17 protein-coding genes and 1 tRNA gene are annotated in these 19,057 nt (G+C 61.3%); 12 read left to right on the top strand and 6 right to left on the bottom strand.

Annotated elements, in window-relative coordinates:
- The first annotated feature begins 30 nt into the window (after positions 1–30).
- Complete coding sequence (locus NMLP_RS02555) at positions 31–537, top strand: hypothetical protein (protein ID WP_015408564.1); 507 nt, start codon at positions 31–33, stop codon at positions 535–537.
- Positions 538–603: 66 nt separating this feature from the next.
- On the opposite strand, the gene NMLP_RS02550 is transcribed toward NMLP_RS02555, so the two are convergent.
- Positions 604–1,275, bottom strand: a complete 672-nt coding sequence (locus NMLP_RS02550; protein ID WP_015408563.1) for a metallophosphoesterase family protein — start codon at positions 1,273–1,275, stop codon at positions 604–606.
- A 241-nt stretch (positions 1,276–1,516) separates the two neighbouring features.
- Here NMLP_RS02550 and NMLP_RS02545 point away from each other — a divergent pair, with 241 nt between their 5' ends.
- Positions 1,517–2,695 carry an MFS transporter gene (locus tag NMLP_RS02545; RefSeq protein WP_015408562.1) on the top strand — a complete coding sequence of 393 codons (1,179 nt, stop codon included), beginning with the start codon at positions 1,517–1,519 and terminating at the stop codon, positions 2,693–2,695.
- A gap of 48 nt (positions 2,696–2,743) precedes the next feature.
- Here NMLP_RS02545 and NMLP_RS15960 read toward each other — a convergent pair whose 3' ends face one another.
- Entirely contained in the window at positions 2,744–2,875 is a 132-nt protein-coding gene (locus tag NMLP_RS15960) for a hypothetical protein (protein ID WP_015408561.1), read from the bottom strand.
- A 122-nt stretch (positions 2,876–2,997) separates the two neighbouring features.
- Between NMLP_RS15960 and NMLP_RS02540 the strand changes: the two genes are divergently transcribed.
- The 5 genes from NMLP_RS02540 to NMLP_RS02525 all read left to right on the top strand — a co-directional run bounded on the left by NMLP_RS02540 (position 2,998) and on the right by NMLP_RS02525 (position 8,978).
- Entirely contained in the window at positions 2,998–3,720 is a 723-nt protein-coding gene (locus NMLP_RS02540; RefSeq protein ID WP_015408560.1) for an SDR family oxidoreductase, read from the top strand.
- A gap of 344 nt (positions 3,721–4,064) precedes the next feature.
- Entirely contained in the window at positions 4,065–4,604 is a 540-nt protein-coding gene (locus NMLP_RS15560; RefSeq protein ID WP_015408559.1) for a winged helix-turn-helix domain-containing protein, read from the top strand.
- Positions 4,604–5,113 carry a hypothetical protein gene (locus NMLP_RS02530; RefSeq protein WP_015408558.1) on the top strand — a complete coding sequence of 170 codons (510 nt, stop codon included), beginning with the start codon at positions 4,604–4,606 and terminating at the stop codon, positions 5,111–5,113. Before NMLP_RS15560 ends, NMLP_RS02530 begins: the two co-directional genes overlap by 1 nt.
- A 132-nt stretch (positions 5,114–5,245) precedes the next feature.
- Positions 5,246–5,881 (top strand): IS6-like element ISNamo10 family transposase, encoded by a 636-nt coding sequence (locus NMLP_RS14015; RefSeq protein WP_015408557.1) that lies wholly within the window; start codon positions 5,246–5,248, stop codon positions 5,879–5,881.
- Positions 5,882–6,320: 439 nt separating this feature from the next.
- Positions 6,321–8,978, top strand: coding sequence for a DUF1156 domain-containing protein (locus tag NMLP_RS02525; RefSeq protein ID WP_015408556.1), 2,658 nt, complete (start codon positions 6,321–6,323; stop codon positions 8,976–8,978).
- 209 nt (positions 8,979–9,187) lie between these two features.
- Here NMLP_RS02525 and NMLP_RS02520 read toward each other — a convergent pair.
- Positions 9,188–9,261: transfer RNA gene (locus tag NMLP_RS02520), tRNA-Phe, on the bottom strand.
- Between the two features lie 512 nt (positions 9,262–9,773).
- Here NMLP_RS02520 and tnpA point away from each other — a divergent pair.
- Positions 9,774–10,157 carry an IS200/IS605-like element ISNamo18 family transposase gene (tnpA, locus tag NMLP_RS02515; RefSeq protein ID WP_015408555.1) on the top strand — a complete coding sequence of 128 codons (384 nt, stop codon included), beginning with the start codon at positions 9,774–9,776 and terminating at the stop codon, positions 10,155–10,157.
- A 52-nt stretch (positions 10,158–10,209) separates the two neighbouring features.
- Positions 10,210–11,445, top strand: coding sequence for an RNA-guided endonuclease TnpB family protein (locus NMLP_RS02510; protein WP_015408554.1), 1,236 nt, complete (start codon positions 10,210–10,212; stop codon positions 11,443–11,445).
- 264 nt (positions 11,446–11,709) lie between these two features.
- Here the strand turns inward: NMLP_RS02510 and NMLP_RS15350 are convergent, their stop codons facing one another.
- Positions 11,710–11,886: a hypothetical protein gene (locus NMLP_RS15350; protein WP_160169575.1), complete on the bottom strand. Its 177-nt coding sequence runs from the start codon at positions 11,884–11,886 to the stop codon at positions 11,710–11,712.
- A gap of 203 nt (positions 11,887–12,089) precedes the next feature.
- Here NMLP_RS15350 and NMLP_RS02505 point away from each other — a divergent pair, with 203 nt between their 5' ends.
- The 3 genes from NMLP_RS02505 to arsB all read left to right on the top strand — a co-directional run bounded on the left by NMLP_RS02505 (position 12,090) and on the right by arsB (position 16,793).
- A complete protein-coding gene (locus NMLP_RS02505) occupies positions 12,090–14,783 on the top strand; it encodes a cation-translocating P-type ATPase (RefSeq protein WP_015408552.1) in 2,694 nt (897 codons plus the stop codon).
- Between the two features lie 431 nt (positions 14,784–15,214).
- Positions 15,215–15,616, top strand: coding sequence for an ArsR/SmtB family transcription factor (locus NMLP_RS02500; RefSeq protein WP_015408551.1), 402 nt, complete (start codon positions 15,215–15,217; stop codon positions 15,614–15,616).
- Positions 15,609–16,793: an ACR3 family arsenite efflux transporter gene (gene arsB, locus NMLP_RS02495; RefSeq protein ID WP_015408550.1), complete on the top strand. Its 1,185-nt coding sequence runs from the start codon at positions 15,609–15,611 to the stop codon at positions 16,791–16,793. The genes NMLP_RS02500 and arsB overlap by 8 nt, the downstream gene beginning before the upstream one ends.
- Positions 16,794–16,878: 85 nt before the next feature.
- Here arsB and NMLP_RS02490 read toward each other — a convergent pair whose 3' ends face one another.
- On the bottom strand, positions 16,879–17,253 hold the full coding sequence (locus tag NMLP_RS02490) for an Hsp20/alpha crystallin family protein (protein WP_015408549.1): 375 nt from the start codon (positions 17,251–17,253) through the stop codon (positions 16,879–16,881).
- A 41-nt stretch (positions 17,254–17,294) separates the two neighbouring features.
- Positions 17,295–18,956: a potassium channel family protein gene (locus NMLP_RS02485; protein ID WP_015408548.1), complete on the bottom strand. Its 1,662-nt coding sequence runs from the start codon at positions 18,954–18,956 to the stop codon at positions 17,295–17,297.
- Between the last annotated feature and the right edge of the window lie 101 nt (positions 18,957–19,057).

Genomic DNA, 19,057 nt, shown 5'->3' with positions numbered 1-19,057 from the left:
ATTTGTCCCCGTGTCGACTCCGTTCACCCGATGTCGACCCAGACAGCGACCACCGGACGCACAGGAATCGCAAACACGACCCCGAAGCGACTCGTCGCCGGCGCCGCCGGCGGGTTCGTCGGCAGTCTGTTGATGGGCGTACTGATGCAGACGCTGAACCCCGGGACCATGCAGATGGGCATCCCGGCGATGTACGGCTTCGAGGGACCAGCACCCACCATCGGGTGGGCCTTCCACCAGTATCACGGCGTCGTGTTGGGCGTCGGCTACGTCCTCGGCGTCGAGAACGTCCGATCGCTCCGGCAGAGCGCCCGACGCCTCGGCGGCGCGGTCGGTCTGGGCGTCGGCTACGGCGTCGCAACGACGGCACTGCCGGTGTTCGTGATGCCGCTTTGGCTCTCGACGATGGGATTCGGCGGCGCGCCACCGTTTCCGAACCTCGCCATCCCGGGCACGCTTATCAGCGCAGCGATGCACGTCGTCTACGCGGTGCCCGTTGCGCTCGCCCACTACGTCGCGGCCGGGGACGCGTCCTGAAGTCCGAGCGACCTGACTACGAGCGGCCGCGACCCGTTTGTTCCGAGCCGTCGACTGCGGCCCGGCTTACCGCCCTTGTTCGAGCCGTTCGGCCGTCCGGGATGGCAGCCCCTCGGCTTCGATTTTGCGCCGGACGCGGTCGACGTCGTAGGCCGTCCGACGGAGCTCGACGTCGTTTCGATCCGTATCCAGGACGGCGTAGGCGGCGTCGGGGTCGCCGTCGCGCGGCTGGCCGACGCTGCCGGGGTTGACGATCACCCGCCCGTCGACTGTCGCCCGGTGTTGGACGTGGGTGTGTCCGATCACGAGGCCGTCGTGGTCGTCGAGATACGGCCGCAGCCCGGCGACGTCCTCCGGATACACGTACGAGTCGAGTTCGTCCGGATCCGGGTGACTGTGGACCAGTCGGTAGGCACCGTCGGCGATCTCCGCCCGGTTTGGGAGGCTCCGCAGCCACTCCCGGTGGGTCGCCGAGAGTTCGGCGGCGGCGTGTTCGAGCCCCGCAAGCGCCATTTCGTTGTGAGCGTACCGACTCGGGGTATCGACCATTCGGTCGTGGTTCCCCCGGACGACCGCCGACGCGACCGATCTAACCCGTTCGACGCACTCGCGCGGCCAGGGGTTGTAGCCGACGACGTCGCCCGCACACACGATCGTATCGACCGGCGGGAGGTCATCCAGGACGGCCTCGAGCGCCGGGAGGTTCGCGTGGACGTCGGACAGCAGGGCGATCTTCATGTCCGGCCTTCGGCCCTCGGCGTCTTAATTACACGGCGACCGGGCCTCCACCGCGGGCTCGCCTGTGGCCGGCGACGGACCGGTCCCCCGAACGTCGGTATCGGTGTGTATATTCCGCCCCATGACGTACGCCCGGTCGTGTGTTCGGTCCTGAACGAGACCTCGGATGACGTCGCCAGCGCCGGATCGTCGAGGCGGCCGGAGCGATGAGCCTCGCGCTGTCGCCCGGCCGGCTGGATCGATGACCTGGCAGTATCGCCACACCGTGTTGTCGCTGTGTACGCTCGCGTTCTTTGTGACGTACTTCGCTCGGCTGGCGATCAGCCCGGTCGTGCCGTTCGTCGTCGCCGAGTTCGGCGTCTCGAACACGGCCATCGGGGTCGCCCTGTCCGGGATGTGGCTCGCGTACGGCCTCTCGCAGTTCCCGAGCGGCATCCTGGCCGACCGCTACGGCGAACGACGCGTGATCCTCGTCGCGGTCGGCGGGACGACCGCCGCGAGCGTCCTCCTCGCTTTCGCCCCGGCGTTCCCGGCGTTCGTCGTGGCGGCGGCGCTCCTCGGACTCGTCGCCGGTCTCCACTACGCGGTGGCGACGGCGCTCCTTTCGCGGACGTTCGACGACCTCGGTACCGCCGTGGGGCTCCACTCCGTCGGCGGCCCCCTCGCCGGTCTCGTCGCGCCCGTGGCCGCTGCGTGGGTCGGCGTCCGGTACGGGTGGCGGCCGGCAGTCGCGCTCGCGGCGCTCGTCGGCGTTCCGGTTTTCGTGCTGTTCGCCGGGCGCGTCAAGCCGACCGAGCCACGCCGCCCGAACCAACCGATGCGCGAACGGCTCAGGCTCGGCCCGCTGGTCGAGCTCCTCTCGCGGCCCGCGATCCTCCTCCCCCTCGCCGTCGCGATGATCGGGACGTACGCCGTCCAGGGACTCATGTCGTTTTTGCCCACGTTTTTGATCGAGTTTCGCGGCTACTCGCCCGCGGCGGCCGGTGCCGTGTTCTCGGCGTTCTTTCTCGTCCGTACCGGGGGGCAGGTCGCCGTCGGTCGGCTCTCGGATCGCCTCGGCCGCGACGTCGCCATCGGGGCCGCGATGCTCGCGGGCGCGGTCGGGATGGCGGCGCTCGTGGCTCCCCTCGGCGGGGAGCGCCCTCTCGTCGCCGTCGCCGTCCTGTTGGCCGGCGTCGGCTCCAGCTTCTTCTCGGCGGTCGACCCCCGGTTCATCGACGTCCTCGGCGACGCCGAGCGCGGCGCTGGGTTCGGCCTCGTTCGGACGGCCTACACAGTCGTCGGTGCCGCCGGTTCAGTCGGCGTCGGCCTCGCGGCCGACCTGTTCGGCTGGGGTGTCTCCTTCGCGTCACTGGGGGCGCTGTTCGCGGCCGCGTTCGCATTGCTCTCCGCGAACGAACTCCTCGGCACGGGGTTTTGACTCAGGTCGCTCGATCACACCGCCTCGCGGTCTCTTCGGCGTCCCCGATCAGATTCCGAAGTCTCGCCCGCGGCAGTCGGGACACCGCATCGACGCCGGCGTGTCGGCGGCCGCGTCGTGGGCAGCGGAGAGCGATACTTCGGTGTGACAGGACGCACAGATAAGAGCGCTGTGTCCCATACTCGGTGGTGTCGGGCGTTTCGCTTAGTCGTTGTCCGCGTTTGTCTATGGGTGTCAATATACTCGTGCGTCCGATCGGGCGTTCCTCGGTACTTAAGACGGTCACTGCCGATAGAGCGCGTATGACGGACGACCTCGACGGACGCACGGTACTCATCACCGGCGCGAGCAGCGGAATCGGGCGGGCGACCGCGGACGCGATGGCGGCCGAGGGGGCAACCCTCGCGCTGGCGGCCCGCAGCGAGGACCGGATCGCGGCCCTCGCCGACCGCCTCGATACGGACGCGGTCGCCGTCCCGACCGACGTCCGCGAGGCGGACGACGTCGAGGCGCTGATCGAGACGACCGTCGAGCGTTTCGGCGGGATCGACGTCCTCGTCAACAACGCCGGGGTGGGGCGCGGCAGTTCGGTTGCAGACCTCTCGATGGAGTCGTACCGGGAGATGATGGAGACGAACGTCGACGGGATGTTCTTCGCCGCGCGGGCCGCCCTCCCGCATTTAAAAGAGTCCGGCGGGACGGCGGTGTTCGTCGGCAGTTTCGCCGGGCAGTTCCCCCGCTCGTTCAACCCCGTCTACGCGGCGACGAAGTGGTGGACCCGCGGGTTCGCAAAGAGCCTCTCCGCGCAGGCCGGCGACGACGTCGCGGTGACGGTGGTCAACCCCTCGGAGGTCCGCACCGAGTTCGGCTCCGAGAGCGGCGAGAGTTTCGAGGAGCGCTTCGAGGCCGGCGAGGTCACCGAACCCGAGGAGGTCGCCGAGGCTATCGTGTTCGCGGCCACCCGGTCCCCGTCGATGGTGAGCGAACTCGATCTGTACCGGCGAGACAAACTCACCGACTTTTGATATTCTTCTTGCTCCTTCGGCGCATGCGCGCTGCGATTCTTGAGTGAGGGGTTTTGATGTGGATCCCCGGCGATCAACTGTCGACGGGTGGCCGATAGCCGTCGCCGTTCACCATCTCATCATGTGTACGCACGTCTACTGGCATTGAAGCAACTCGGAGATTTTCTGGCCACTGGAAACCGTCGCTGTCGAAGGCGTCCGCGCTCCGGCGTGGGCGAGGAACGCAGTCTGTGTCGTCGCTTCCGGATATACCGCAATGCGACGTTTTTCGCGCCGTTGTAGTCCGCGCTGAATATTTGAGTTAACATAAATTATTTGAACCAGACGATCGAAAACATACTAGGATGACTGACCCGAATTCGGGATCGTGGACGGAGACACTGAGCGGGCGTGAGCGCATCCGGCACGTCGTGGAACTCCTGGAGAAACCAACGCCGGTGCAAGAAATCGCGGACCGGGCAGAGGTCTCGCGCGCGACGGCCGACGACGAACTCCAGCGACTGCAGAGTGACGACTGGGTCACGGAAACGACCGTCGACGGGACGAAAGCCTACGACCTGAGTCCCGTGCGGATGCTCTTCGACGAAGTGACGGATCTGATCGAGGCTCACTCGCGCGACGAACTGGAGAGCCAACTCACAGAACTGAAGCAGGAACAGGAAGAAGTGGCTGCGGAGTACGACGTCAGTTCACTTGACGAGTTCCGGGACCAACTCGCTGACGAGGAGTTCTCGGCCGAGGAGCTTCGTGAGCGTCGCAACGTGATCGCCACGTGGGAAGCGATCAACACGGAACTCGGGCTCGTGAAGCACGCCCTCCAACTATATGATGACGTCGTGGAACTCTCTTCACCGCGGACTGATTCTCCCTCGACACTCGCCTAATGGTTGTCTTCCTCGCTAACCGGGCGAACTTGCAGAACAAGCGGCTCCACGACTGCATTCAGAATCGGCTTAACGGTACGTTCGAGAATGTTCGACGGCGGCGTGCTGAGCCGCGGGAAGCAGGCCCGTACCGGGTTGTTGTCGATGTGAATCCGCGGCAGTTCTTGGACGACGTCGAGTACCCGGTGACGGCCGCGCGGATAGAGATCGGGTTTCAACTGCAGACTGGGGAGCCGTACGAGTACTGCTGGTTCAACTGGATCGGGCCAGACCGCAGTCTGCTGGTCGGCTGGCATCAAGACGACACGTATGACGACCTCGGGCCAGTTCATCTGCAAGTCAACGACGGCGCGACATCTGTCGCGCACGAACCAGCGGAGTTCATCGACTCACATCCACTGGACGTCGTCGAGCGCAGACTCAACGCGCTTCGAGACGCGGTCCTCGCTGTCGAGTGGGAGCAGGGACGACCCGCCGGACTCGATTCCACTGCCACGGAACGTGAGTAGGGCCGCATTTTGGTGAGTTCTGAGCGATACCAGAAGCCAGGCGGGTACTCATGTACTTAATTATGTACACGGATATGTAGGCGGTGTTTAGATAAGGATGAAGGATGAGGCGGTTCGTTTTCTGAGTGATCTATGCCCGAAAACGACCGCCTCAACGGGTATTTAGACGAGATCGACTTAGAGTTTGTTGAACGAGAAGCGACACCGAAGTTTCTGATGAAGCTCAGTATTCAGCTCCATCTGGCTGGACTATCACTCTCGAATACTGTTTCTATTCTTGAAATATTCGGTGTCGAACGGGCTCGATCCACCGTCCATAATTGGGTTCATAAGGCCGATCTACAACCCCAATCTGGTCGGTGCCCGGATCACATTGCGGTTGACGAGACGGTGATCCAACTGAACGATGAGCAATACTGGCTGTATGCTGCTGTCGATCCCGAAACAAACGAATTGCTACATACAAAGCTTGAACCAACGACAACGAAGGTTCTCGCTCATTCATTTCTGACGGAACTCTCCGAGAAACACGACATCTCCGACGCCGTGTTTCTCGTCGATGGCTCGCACTCATTACAAGATGCCTGTCAGCGTCACGGCCTCGATTTCAGATATGAAAAACACGGAAATCGGAACAGCGTTGAACATATATTTCGAGAGGTAAAACGGCGAACTACCAGTTTCTCAAACTGTTTCAGCAACGCCAGAGCAGATACCGCCGATGATTGGCTCAGATCATTCAGCTTCGCATGGAATCAGCTTATCTGAACACTACATCTGAGGTACTCGGTGCTATTATAGAGTCTGAAGTAGTAGATTCCACTGGCACAGTTGGTTTGTGTAAGTGAGTTTGTGGCGGTCATCAGCAGGGAGAAGGCGGTCGGGGTTCCAAGTCGCCCGTCTTAACTCCCATTCAGTATTCGTGTTCATCACCTGCGGGTATCCTGCGGCTCATATTGCTCAATCATCCTCTGTAGGAGTTCGTCGTAACTGATTCCGCCACGCTTCAACCGACGAAGATCACGTAGCGTACTCTTCTGACAGGCTAACGTCGTCCGGTTTTCGGAGAGCGTCATCCATATGCAGATTATGTTGGCTTATAAGTGAAGGCTCGCTTCATCGGGGTACCTTACACTCAAAGACGCAGTCGCGGTGAGGGTAGTCGGCGGGATTTATCACACTCGGATGGATTGATGGACATATTCCAATGTCTCAGGAACCGGGTCGCTCTGCTAAGCGAAGTGAGCGGAAGGAACCCCCAATTCACCGGGGCTTCCCTATTGAACGAGTGAATGAAATCGCTGAGAAAGAGGCACGAGGTATCGCAAAGCGGTACTACCGACCTATCTACACGATGCACAAGTGGTGGGCTCGAAGACTGGGATGTACATTCCGAACAATCTCGCTCTACACACTATTGGATGATGAAACCAATGTGAGTGTCTATGAGCCGGGAGAGAACGGGACTCTGAGCAATTTTGATGGGGAATATGATGGCTTAGCAGAATTGATTGATCAGGTTAATCTCGAAAATCCGGACTCTCTTTGGGAGCTCTATTCAAACGATGTCCGTGTTGATGGAAAGAAGATATTGGATCCGTTTATGGGGGGTGGAACGAGCGTTATAGAATCCTCACGTTTCGGTGCAGAAGTTGTTGGTTATGATCTGAATCCTGTGGCGTGGTTCGTTTCCAAAAAAGAGGTTGATACCGGCCAAACTGACCTAGCGGATATAGAAGAGGCATATGAATCCTTGACGAGGGTTGAGGATGAAATTAAGCAGTATTTTAAAACTTCTTGTCCCAACGACGATCACGAAGCTGAAGTGATCTGTTATTTTTGGGTGAAAGAATTAGATTGTTCTTCCTGCGGTAATTCTGTACCGTTGTTCAACGACTACCGAGTTGCGAAAGGTCGCTACGATCACAAAGGGGAACAAATTGTCCTCTGTCCTGAATGTAACTCATTCGAGTATGTAGATAATTGGCGATCGGAGTGTGACTGTAGCGAATGTGGAAATACATTCAATCCGAGCAATGGTACTTCTGCGTCCGGTGGTTCAAAATATGCTTGTCAAAATTGCGGTCAAATCTACTCAGTTACTGACGCTATTGGAGAACAAGACGGATTCAATCTCAAATTGTATGGATTGGAATACTTCTGCGAAGAATGCGACAAACGAAGTGACCTTAATAAAGGCGATTACAAAGGGTATAAATCCACTTCTGAAGTGGATCTCAATTTATTTGAAGAAGCAAAGAAGGAGTGGGAAAATAGCCCCGAGCTAAAATCATACACTCCTGATGAAGCTCTTCGTCCCGGTCATATGATTAGTGACCGTAACCCCGTGTTTGATCACGGTTACTCGAAATGGGAAGATATGTTTAGCGAACGACAACTGTTATCCCTGAGTAAGCTTCTGAAGGCAATTGATCAAATCGAGGATCAAAATATTAAGGAATTTATGCTTCTTTGCTTCAGCGATTCTCTCCGAGGAAGTAATATGATGAATACTTATCAAACCGGATCAAATGCAATAGCAAATCTATTTAAATCAAATTCATTTGATCCCCCAAAGCGGCCTGCGGAGAATAACCCGTGGGGTGCGAAAGAGGGATCTCGCGATTTTAAACGTTCTTATAAACGTATGAAAAAAGGTGTAGAATATGGTTCTGCCCCCTTTGATCGATATCCTGATTCTGAAGGAGAAATGGTAAAATCAAATTCATTTAATCAACCTGTTGGAGAAAACACGACTGTCTTCCAAGGTGATTCAAAGGATTTGGACTATGAGAATGAATTTGATGCGGTTATTACGGATCCGCCATATTACGATAATATCATCTATTCCGAATTGGCCGACTTCTTTTATGTATGGCAAAAGATTGTATTAGGAGATGAATATGAGGCTTTCCAAGGAGAAGCCACGCCAAGAAGCGACAGTATAGTTGCGAATCCGTTTGAGGGGAAAGGAGAACAGGAATTTGAGGAAGAACTTACGGAAGTTTTCAGCAATGTGATTACTGCCCTCAAAGATGATGGAACGTTAGTATTCACATACCATCACAGCGGATCAGAATCTTGGGGCCAAGTCCTAGAGTCCCTGTGTAACGTTGGATTCGAGGTGACCGGGGCATATCCCATAACCGCGGATTTAGATAAGCTCGAAAAGGGGGAATCCGTTTCATTTGATATAATAATCGTGGCAAGGCCCTCGGAGAATCGGGAACCAATTAGTTGGAACTCCCTTCGCCGGAATATTTTCCGGACGGCAAAGGAGACACATAAACAGCTGAAAAATGAACGCGAGCTTTCAGCCGGTGACATCGGTGTAATTGAGATGGGCCGTTGTTTCCAAGAGTATTCCAAGCACCACGGAAAGGTTCGACGGGGGGGAGAATCGATGTCTGCTAAAGAGGTCGTTGATGAGATCTATGGTATAATCCAAGAGGGTAGTGATCTCGGGGAAATTGACGTCTTCCTCGATCTGCTTGAAATACCTGATGCGAGCTACGATGATTTGAACAAGCTTACTCGGGGGACAAATGCTAGCCCTGAGCAAATGAGGGATATGAAGCTTTACCGGAGAAAAAAAGGGAAATTCATTCTCGGTACTTGGGATGATGAGAAACGAATGGCCTACGTCCAAGAGCGAATCAACGGCGACGACGAATCCCTGAACGCTCTTGATAAGGCCCAATTCCTACGCTACCGCTATGAACAGGGCAAGTCCACTCAAAATTATCTCTCCAAGTGGGATGTCGATGACGAACTCCGCGAGCTCTGCGAAGGGCTAGCTGACGCGACCGGCGACGATACCTACCGGCGTATCCTCGGGGCCGACTCTACCCTCGGAGATTTCTAAGCCGACAGTCTCCTCCTGAGAGTTCCTTCCCGCCGATTTCCTGCCGTGCACCGGCATATCTTGAAGTATCTACCGTGTTCAAATGAAGATGAAACGCTTGACGACGTCGGGGCGCGCCCGGCTCCCGGACGAAATCACGGGACAGTTTCAGGCGTCAAACCGCCTGAAGGCTACGCTGTCCGTCGAATATTGTCCGAGTAGAGACCGGATGCCGCCTCCCGGATTTGAACCGGGGACAGCTCGATCTTCAGTCGAGTGCTCTCCCAGTCTGAGCTAAGGCGGCTCGTATCCTATCCGACACCCAGGCTATCAAAAAGGGTTTCGAAAGGCGGCGCGGGGATCCCCGTCACGAGGCGAGCTACATCACTGTCAGGGAACGGTGCTGTCCCGGTCCCCGACGACGGATCAAGAGAGCGGGACGGCTACTCCCTCACCGCGCACTCGGCGAGATAGCCGTACAATTTCAGCCCGAAACCGGTCAGGAAGCAGATCGATCCGACCAGTCCGAACGTGGACGCAACGACCGGCAACACTGGCTGGCTAATGATGGGTGCATCCATCCCCGGAAATAAAGTATTGACTCATATAGCGATATAGGGTCATGGCCACGAGTTCGATGCCGGTACTGCGTTCCCGCGGCGAGCGCTCCGTGATACATAGTGCGAGCGCATACCCGCGTCTTCAGGCGCGGGTCAAGCGGACAATAGCGTACACATCCACCGACGATAGTACGGCTGGATTTCCCACCGTGTACGGTAGTTTTAAGACACTCGCTACGTATAGTGTGTAGTACGGATGAAGACCACACGGCACGCAACGTACAACCTCAACTACCACATAGTGTGGATACCGAAGTACCGTCGGTCGGTACTCGTTGGTGACGTTGCAACCCGTGTGCGAGAAATCCTCCACGAAATCGCTGACGAGAAGGGGTTGGAGATTATCGACCTCACTATCCAACCCAACCACATCCACCTGTTCGTCAGTAGCCCGCCGAAGCACGCTCCGTCACTTCTCGCCAACTGGTTCAAAGGCATCAGCTCGCGGAAATACAACCACCGCCACGCCGACCACGACAGCGAGAAAATCAAGTGGGCGCGGGGCTACTACGCGGGAACAGCAGGACACGTTTCGAGTGAGACTGTCGAGAAGTACATCCAGCGTTGCCAGAACTCATGAGTTCTGGCTGCCTGCCAGATGTAATCTGGCAACGTCACGAGGAGGACGAACAGTGACCGAACTCACCGAGACGCTGGAACTGAAGCTTGTGGAACCGAACGCCCACAAGCATCGGAAACTCTGTGAGACGAAACAGGCGTACCAAGACGTGCTTGAAGCCGCGTTCAACGCTAACTGTACCACGCAGTCGGCGGCCAACGACGTGGTGGTCAGCTACGACCTGAGCGGCTACGCGAAGAACGCGCTCAAGAAGTACGTCCCGCAACTCTGTGGCGGAAGCTACGACGCCAAAGAGCTTCACGACGACCACCCTGTTCGGTTCACGAACGAAGGCCCGAAGCTCGACCACAAGCCACAGAATACTATCGAGTGGTACGTCAAAATCCCACACCACGACGACTACCACCTCTGGTTGCCCGCGCAACCGAATCCCGAACAGCGCGAGTGGTTGGAAGCGTTGCACGCGGGGGACGCGAAGATGGGCGAGTGTCGGCTGTTCGACCGCGACGGCGAATGGTACTTCCACATCGTCGCCACGCGGGACGTGGAGGAACGAAAAACCAGTTCGGCGGAAACGCCGATTGTGGCAGACATCGGGGAAGCCTCTTTGTTAACGGTGTGTCACCGTGACGAGCGCGGTTCCCCGACTGCTCCCAACCTCTGGAACGACGAAGGCAAGGCGGTTCGCCAACTCCGTGAGACATACTTCACGGCGACTCGACGCCTTCAAAAACGCGGAAGCGAACGTATCGCTGAATCCTACGGCGACGAGTTGTGGCGACACATCGACCACATCCTTCACACGGTCACGTCGGAGGTCGTCGCCTACGCCGACCGATTCGAGAATCCCGTGTTGGTTCTGGAAGACTTGACGCACATCCGCGAGAACATGGACTACGGTGCGTTCATGAACCGACGGCTTCACGGATGGGGCTTCGCCAAGATGCACGCTCAGATTCGCTACAAAGCGGCTGAGAAAGGGATTCGTGTGGAGACGGTGAATCCCGCGTACACCTCGAAGACGTGCCACTGTTGTGGTGAGCAGGGCTATCGCCCCGACCAAGCGATGTTCAAGTGTACCAACTCGGCGTGTTGGGTTTCGGAGTACCAAGCAGACGTTAACGCCGCGCTCAATATTGCAGACCGCTACCTCGGTGGAGAGAGCCATTCAAGAGAACACACGAATGGCGATGACTCGGCTGAGGAAGGGGGACGTTTGACCGTCCCACAAGACAGCCAAGCCGATGCTGACACCCAGCAAGAGACGCTTGGAACGTATGCGTCTTGAAACCTTAGGGCCGCGCTCGGCCTGAAATCCCATGGTGGGATTCCCGCGACTTTAGGCGCGGGAGGAGGTCAACGGAGGTCAACGCCCGGCGATACTTGTGGATACTGCCGGAAGGTGGCTGAACGTGCCGTGGACGCAGCGCCACCACTCGACGATCAGACACACGATGATACGTTCGCCGACATACGCTCGGCACACACACACGCGGTTTTCGTCACACGGACGAGCGCGTGCGGCGCTGAAACCGCGGGAGCGTCAGGCTACTCACCACCGCCGATCGCGGGTGCCGGTGATGATCCGGAGGGCTTCGATCTGCTCGCCCCGTTCGAGGTGGTCGAGAACGTCACGCCGCACCTCCTCGGAGAGCAGCCCGTGGTCGAGAAACTCCTTTGTGACCTCCTCGGCGCGTCGTCGTCCCGGGTCGGCTGATGCTTGTGCCATGATACTATTCCACATGAAAAACCACCGAGGAACGTATATAATACTTTCGGCCGTTTCGGGGCTCGAAGGCGACACCCGGAGCCGTTGTCACCTTCGAACGCCCGAGTAGGGCGGCACGGCGCTCGCGCGGCCGGCCCGCATCGGCCGTCGACACTCCCGACGGCGGCGGCACCGTTTTGTAGGCGTCCGGTGTGGTGTGACGTATGCCCGACCAGGCGTGGCACGCCGCTACTGGGGAGACTGTCCTCGGCGAACTGGGGACGACCCGCGAGGGCCTCTCTTCCGAGGAGGCCGCCCGCCGCCTCGAGCGCTACGGCCCGAACACGCTCAAGGGGGCCGACGCCGTCAGCCCATTGGGCATCTTCCTTCACCAGTTTACCAGCCCGCTTATCTACGTCCTCGTCGTCGCGTTTCTCGTCACGGTCGCGATCGAACATTACGCGGACGCGACCGTCATCGCGTTGGTCCTCATCATCAACGCGGTCATCGGGTTCGTCCAGGAGTACCGCGCCGAAAACGCGATGGCCGCGCTCGCGGATCTCGTCTCCCCCGACGCCCGCGTCCGTAGGGACGGCCGAGTCCAATCGATCGACAGCAACCGTCTCGTCCCCGGCGACGTCGTCACGCTCGAGTCGGGCGACGTCGTTCCGACGGATCTCCGGCTCCTCGAGACGACCGACCTGCGGATCGACACGGCCGTCCTGACCGGCGAGTCGGTGCCGGTGTCGCGGTCGCCGGAGCCGGTCAACGCCGACAGCCCGGTTGTCGACCGGTCCAACATGGCGCATATGGGCACCGCCGTCGCCACCGGACGGGCGGTCGGGGTCGTCGTCGCGACGGGGGAGGACACCCGGATCGGGACCATCGCCGGTGAGGTCCGCGGGACCGAGCGGACGGCAACGCCGCTGCAGACGCGGATGCGCGTCTTCGGCAACCGGATCAGCGTCGCCGTCCTCGCCGTCGCGGTCGGCCTCCTCGGGGTCGGCCTCCAGCAGGGGATCCCGCTCGTCGAGGTGTTCCTCCTGGCCGTGGCGACGGCGGTCGCAGCGATACCGGAGGGGCTGCCGGTCGTCATGACCGTCGCGCTGGCGGTCAGCGTTCGCCGGATGGCCGGCCGGAACGCGGTCATCAGGCGGCTGCCGGCCGTCGAGACGCTCGGCTCCTGTAGCGTCATCGTCTCGGACAAGACCGGCACGATCACGGAAAACCGGATGACCGTCGAGCACCTCTGGACGCCCGAGGGGACGGTCACCGTCACCGGAGCGGGCGACGCCGCCAGCGGCGAGTTCCGGCGGGACGGCGAGGCAATCGTGCCCGGCGAGTACCCGGCGCTGTGCGAGGCGCTTCGGGCCGGCACGCTCGCGAACGAAGCGTCCCTCGAGACGGCGGCCGACGGCACGCTCACCGGGATCGGCGATCCGACCGAAACCGCCCTGCTGGTCGCGGGACGGAAGGGCGGTCTCCCCGCGGCGGACGACGACCGACCCCGGGTCGGCCACCGCCCCTTCGAGTCCGATCGCCGGTACGCCGCCTCGGCGCACGCCGCCCCGGACGGCGACGCCGTCACGTACGTCAAGGGCGCCCCCGAACGCGTCGTCGGGATGTGCGAGTCGGCGTACGCGCCGGGGAGCGCCGCCGGGGCCCCCTTCGATACCGAGGCGGCCCTCGAGGCGGCCGAGGCGTTCGCCGACGACGGCCTCCGGGTCATCGCGATGGCCCGCGGCGAGGGAGACCTGACGGACAGAGATCCCGCCGGGCTATCGTTTCTCGGGTTTGCGGGGATGCTCGATCCGCCACGTCAGGGGGTTCCCGAGGCCATCGAGTCGTGTCGCAGCGCCGGCATCCGGGTGTCGATGGTGACCGGCGATCACGCCAGCACCGCGCGGGCGATCGCCGCCGCCGTCGGCATCGACGTCGACCGCGTCCTGACGGGCGCGGAGGTCGCCGAGCTCGACGACGACGAGTTGACCGAGCGGCTCCACGACACCGCCGTCTTTGCCCGCATCGCGCCGACACAGAAACACCGGATCGTCACCCTCCTGAAGGACGACGGCGAGGTCGTCGCGGTGACCGGTGACGGGGTCAACGACGCGCCGGCGCTGAAGGCGGCTCACATCGGCGCGGCGATGGGGATCACCGGCACCGACGTCGCCAAGGAGGCCAGCGAGATGGTGTTGACCGACGACAACTTCGCGACGATCTACGCCGCGGTCGAGGAGGGACGGACGGTCTTTTCGAACATCCGGAAGGCGACGATGTTCCTGCTCTCGACGGGCGTCGCGCTCGTGGCCGCGATACTGGCGACGTTCCTCCTGGTGGTCTGGGGCGTGATCCCCCGCGGCACCGCGGGGGCGTTCCCGCTGCTTTTGTTGCCCGCGCAGGCGCTTTGGCTCAACGTCGTCAACAACGGCATCCAAGACGTCGCGTTGGCGTTCGAACCGGGCGAAACGGAGCAGTTCCACCGGCCACCGCACCCACCAGACGAGGGGCTCTTGTCCCGGCCGCTGCTCGAGCGGACGTTCCTCGTCGGGGGGACACTCGCCGGGCTCGCGGTCGCGGTGTTTCGTGTCGAGATCGCCGATTCGGCGCTTGCGTACGCCCAGACCGCCGCGCTGACGACGATGGTCGTCTCGATGGCACTGTTCCTCGGGACGTGTCGATCGGAGACGCGGTGGGTGCTCGGCAAGCACCCGCTGTCGAACCCGGTCTTATTTGTCGGCACGCTGGCCGCGCTTGTCGTCCACGTCGGCGTGTTACACTTCGGCCCGACGCAGGCGCTTTTGAACCTCGAGCCGATCGCGCTGGAGACGTGGCTCCGCATCCTCCTCGTCGCGCCGTCAGTGCTGGTCGTAGCGGAACTGCACAAGCGCATTCGAGGCCGACCAGTCGGGGAGTGAGCCACCCACGGCGGTAGCCGTGGGTTCTGGCCCCGTACGTTCCACAGGGCCGACGCCGATGGTCCGATGGTGGTATTGCTCTCCGGTCAATCGGCGTTCGGATAGCGGAGTCCGATCGTCCGGGCGGGTCCGAGGCCGTCCAGATGGCTCACAGCGGTCCGGGCGGATCAGTCCATCGTCGCGGCGCGGGGGGCTTCGGAACGGGGGACTATCCGCCGCCACTCTCGGAGTTCAATTGAATTTTTCTGCAGGTAACCGGACGATCCGTCCGGCGACCGGTGGGTGTTCTCGTGGCAATACTCTCGGCAGAGCGATCGGATAACAGAGCCCTAATGCTGTTTATTTTCCTCTGCATCCGCGTGTCGATACCGCGTCCGTCCCCGCCTCCGCCATCGGAACAATTAATTGAGTATCTGCTCAATAGATACGTGATGTCACAAGCGACCGAACGACTTCATCGATACCTCGAGGGCGAACTCGGAGAATGCTGCACCGAGGACGTCGGCGACAGACTCGACGAGCTCGACGCGCTCGCGGCGACAGTCGGAACCGAGCGGGCCGAGACGGAACTGGACGTCCTGTCGGCGCTGGGGAACGAGACGCGCTACACGCTCGTCCGCGTGCTCGTGGCCGCGGGCGAAGAACTGTGCGTCTGCGAATTGAACGCCGTCGTCGACGTCTCCGAGAGCGGCCTCAGCCACGCGCTCTCGAAGCTCGTCGATGCAGGGCTCGTCGATGGGTACAGCGAGGGCCGCTGGAAAAAATATCGCGCGACCAACCGCGCTGTCGCGCTCGTGACCGTACTCGACGGAAGCGTCGCTGCCGATGCGTAACGCCGAGTCCGCCGGCCACGAGCACGGTCCCGATTGCGGCTGTGAGGCCTGTGGGGACCCGCGCTCGATGGACGTCCTGGACAAGTACCTCACCGTGTGGATCTTCGGTGCGATGGCGGTGGGCATCGGGGTGGGCTACGTCGCTCCGTCGGTGACACAGCCCATCCAGAGGCTCCACCTCGTCGAAATCGGCCTGATTCTGATGATGTACCCGCCGCTGGCGAAAGTCGACTACGGCCGACTGCCAGCGGTCTTCCGGAACGTGAAGGTGCTCGGGTTGAGCCTCGTCCAGAACTGGCTCATCGGCCCGACACTGATGTTCGGGCTCGCGGTGATCTTTTTTAGCGGGCTCACGCCGGGGTTACCCGCCCGCCCAGAGTTCTTCCTCGGGTTGGTGTTCATCGGGATGGCTCGCTGTATCGCGATGGTCCTCGTCTGGAACGAACTCGCCGAGGGATCGAGCGAGTACGCCGCGGGCCTCGTCGCGTTCAACAGCGTCTTTCAAATTCTCACGTACGGCGTGTACGTCTGGTTTTTCGCTCTCGTCGTGCCGCCGCTTTTCGGCATGGAAGCACTCGTCGCCGGCATCTCCGAGTTCGGTATCACGCCGATACAGGTGTTCCGGGCGATTGCCGTCTTCCTCGGGATCCCCTTCGCCGCAGGCATCCTCTCGCGATACGTCGGCACGAAGGCGAAGGGCGTCGAGTGGTACGAGAACGCCTTCGAGCCGACGATCAGCCCGCTGACGCTCGTCGCGCTGTTGTTCACCGTCGTCGTGATGTTCGCCATGCAGGGCGAGCGCATCGTCGGCCAGCCGGCCGACGTCCTATTGATCGCGGTGCCGCTGACGATCTACTTCGTCGTGATGTTCTTCGTCAGCTTCGGGATGGGCCGTGGGATCGGCGCGGACTACTCGACAACGACGGCGATCGGCTTCACCGCCGCATCGAATAACTTCGAGCTCGCGATCGCCGTCGCGGTCGCCGTGTTCGGCGTCGGTAGCGGGGTCGCGTTCACCACCGTTATCGGCCCGCTGATCGAGGTGCCGGTGTTGCTCGCCCTGGTAAACGCCGCGCTGTACCTCCAGCGGACGTTCGAGTGGGGTGGGTACACGACGGGACGGCTCGACGACGCGTCGGCCGACTCTGCGACGGACTCCGCGGCGGACGACGACTGAGTCCGTTCGTTGTCGCCCACGACGCCGTCGGGCGACGCTGACGCCCTGTTGTTTCCGGAGAAGAGAGCCGATCGGGCGGGCGTCGCTACGAGAGATCGATGTTCGCGGAACTGTCGACGCGATCGAGCGTGATCTCGAGGACGCCGTTGTTGAACGACGCCGACGCGGAGTGTTCGTCGACGCGGCCGGGGAGTTCGATCCGCTCTTCGTACTCGCTGGTCGAGGTCGACGCCGAGATCGTAACGTGGCGGCCGTCGCACTTGATCCGAAGGCCGTCCCGGTCGACACCGGGGAGATCCGCGACGACACGGATCTGCTCGTCGGTCTCGTACACCGAGACGTGGGCATCGTCGCCGAAGCCGGCGTCGGCGGCGTCGATATGCCCGCCCATGCCTTCCATCATCCGTTCTATCTCGTTGAAGATGTCGTCGAACGGGTCGTCGCGGTCATCACGGCGCATACGAATCAGTACGGCCGAGACCATCAAAAGCCTTCTGTCGGTTACTCGGGAAGCGACCCGATGTCCTCGTCGCGTCCCACGACGACGATCTCCTCGTCGCCTCGGAGTTCGAACGTCGGCGGTACGTCGGTATGGAGTTCGCCGTCCCGATCGATCGCGACGACGATGCACTCCGCCGACGCGAGCGCGGTGTCGGAGAGCGCCCGCCCGGCGTAGGGGTCGGCGCCGATCCGGACCGCTTTCAGCTGTCGGCCGTAGGAGACGAGCTCCTCTCTGAGCACCTCCTGGGCGAGGACGCGGCCGGTCATTTCTGGGAGACTGAGGACGTAGTCCGCGCCCGCACGCCTGACCTTCGTGCGGTTGTCGTCGTCGTTCATTCGGACGATGATGTCCAGTTCCGACGCGAGCCGGTCGGCGAGCAACGAAGCCATAATCGCCTCGTCGTCGTCGCGAATGGCCACGACGAGCACCGTCGCCGACTCGACGCCCGCCTCCCGGAGCGTCCCGGTTTCGGTCGCGTCTCCGACGACGTCGACCGCCTCGCCCGCTGCGATATCGACGACAACACACTCGGCCGTCGAACGCTCGAGCTCCCGTCTGACAGTCGAACCGACGGCCCCGTGGCCGGCGATAATCACTGTCGGAGCGACGTCGCGACCCTGGTAGGTCCGCTCCTCTAGCTCCTGGACTGCGGCGGTCGCCCCGGCTAAAAGCAGCGTCGTGGCGCTATCGATCACAGTATCGGGGTCGGGCGACCCCAGGAACCGCCCCGCCGTCCATATCCCGAGGACGGTGACGTCCTCGTTCGTCCCGGCTTCGACCTCCGAGACCGACTGCCCGTTGATCGGGCTGTCCTCGAAGACGGTCAACTCGAGCATCGAGCGGGTCGCTCCCAGTTCCACGCTGTCGCTGCGGGCCGGACTGATCTCGGTCGTGACCCGCTCGGCGATCCGGCGGCCGAGCAGGTGCCGCGGCGTCAACACCCGATCCGCCCCGGCATGGCTCAGGTGACGTTCGCGTTCCAAGCCGTCGACCAACACAACGGTCCGGACCGTCTCGTCGACTGATCCGATAGCGAGGAGGACGCTCACCGAGCGTTTGTCTTCGGCGTCGACGACGACCGCACTCGCGGCGTCGACGCAGGCGTTTCGGTGGGTTTCGGCCGACGTCGTCTCGCCGAAGACGAGCGGGACGTCTCGCTCTAGCAGCTCTAAGGCCGTCTCCTCGTCGTCGACGACCACGACGTAGTCGACGTCCCGGCGCTCGAACTCGTCGATCAGACGCTCGCTTTGCTGTTCGATTCCACAGAGAACGACGTGGCCGGACGTCTCGATCGACGTGGGGAACGTCGGCGAGAGGGCGTTCTCGAGGACCGGCCGGAGCACGTACGGGATGATGATGAACACCAAAAGAAACGTCGAGAGATCGAGGACGGCGACGAAGGCGTTCGACACCGGGCTCTCCCACGGCGAGTCCGAGCCGTACCCCGTCCCGGTCGCCGTTTCGATGACGACCTGCAGGGAGTGCCCGTAGGAGTGGGATCGGCCCTCGAAGACGAGCATCACGTAGTGATACAACACAGAGGAGACGAGTATGAGGGCGACGACAGCGACGACGGTTTTGAGTGCCCGACGCTTCCACAGGGCCAGCCGTGACCACGGGAGTGCGTCGAGTACGCCGGGGAGCGTCGTTCCTGAAGCCATCGCGACGCTCGGTTTCGGGCGAACGTACAAAAAACGACCAGAATGCCCCGCCCGAACGGTCGCTGGCCGGTGGCCTCTCGGCGGTGGTCGTGGTGGGTGTA

The organism is Natronomonas moolapensis 8.8.11 (genome assembly GCF_000591055.1).
Lineage (GTDB): Archaea > Halobacteriota > Halobacteria > Halobacteriales > Haloarculaceae > Natronomonas > Natronomonas moolapensis.
The sequence above is the reverse complement of the archived record's forward strand: the minus strand, read 5'-3'. Positions and strand labels throughout refer to the sequence as shown.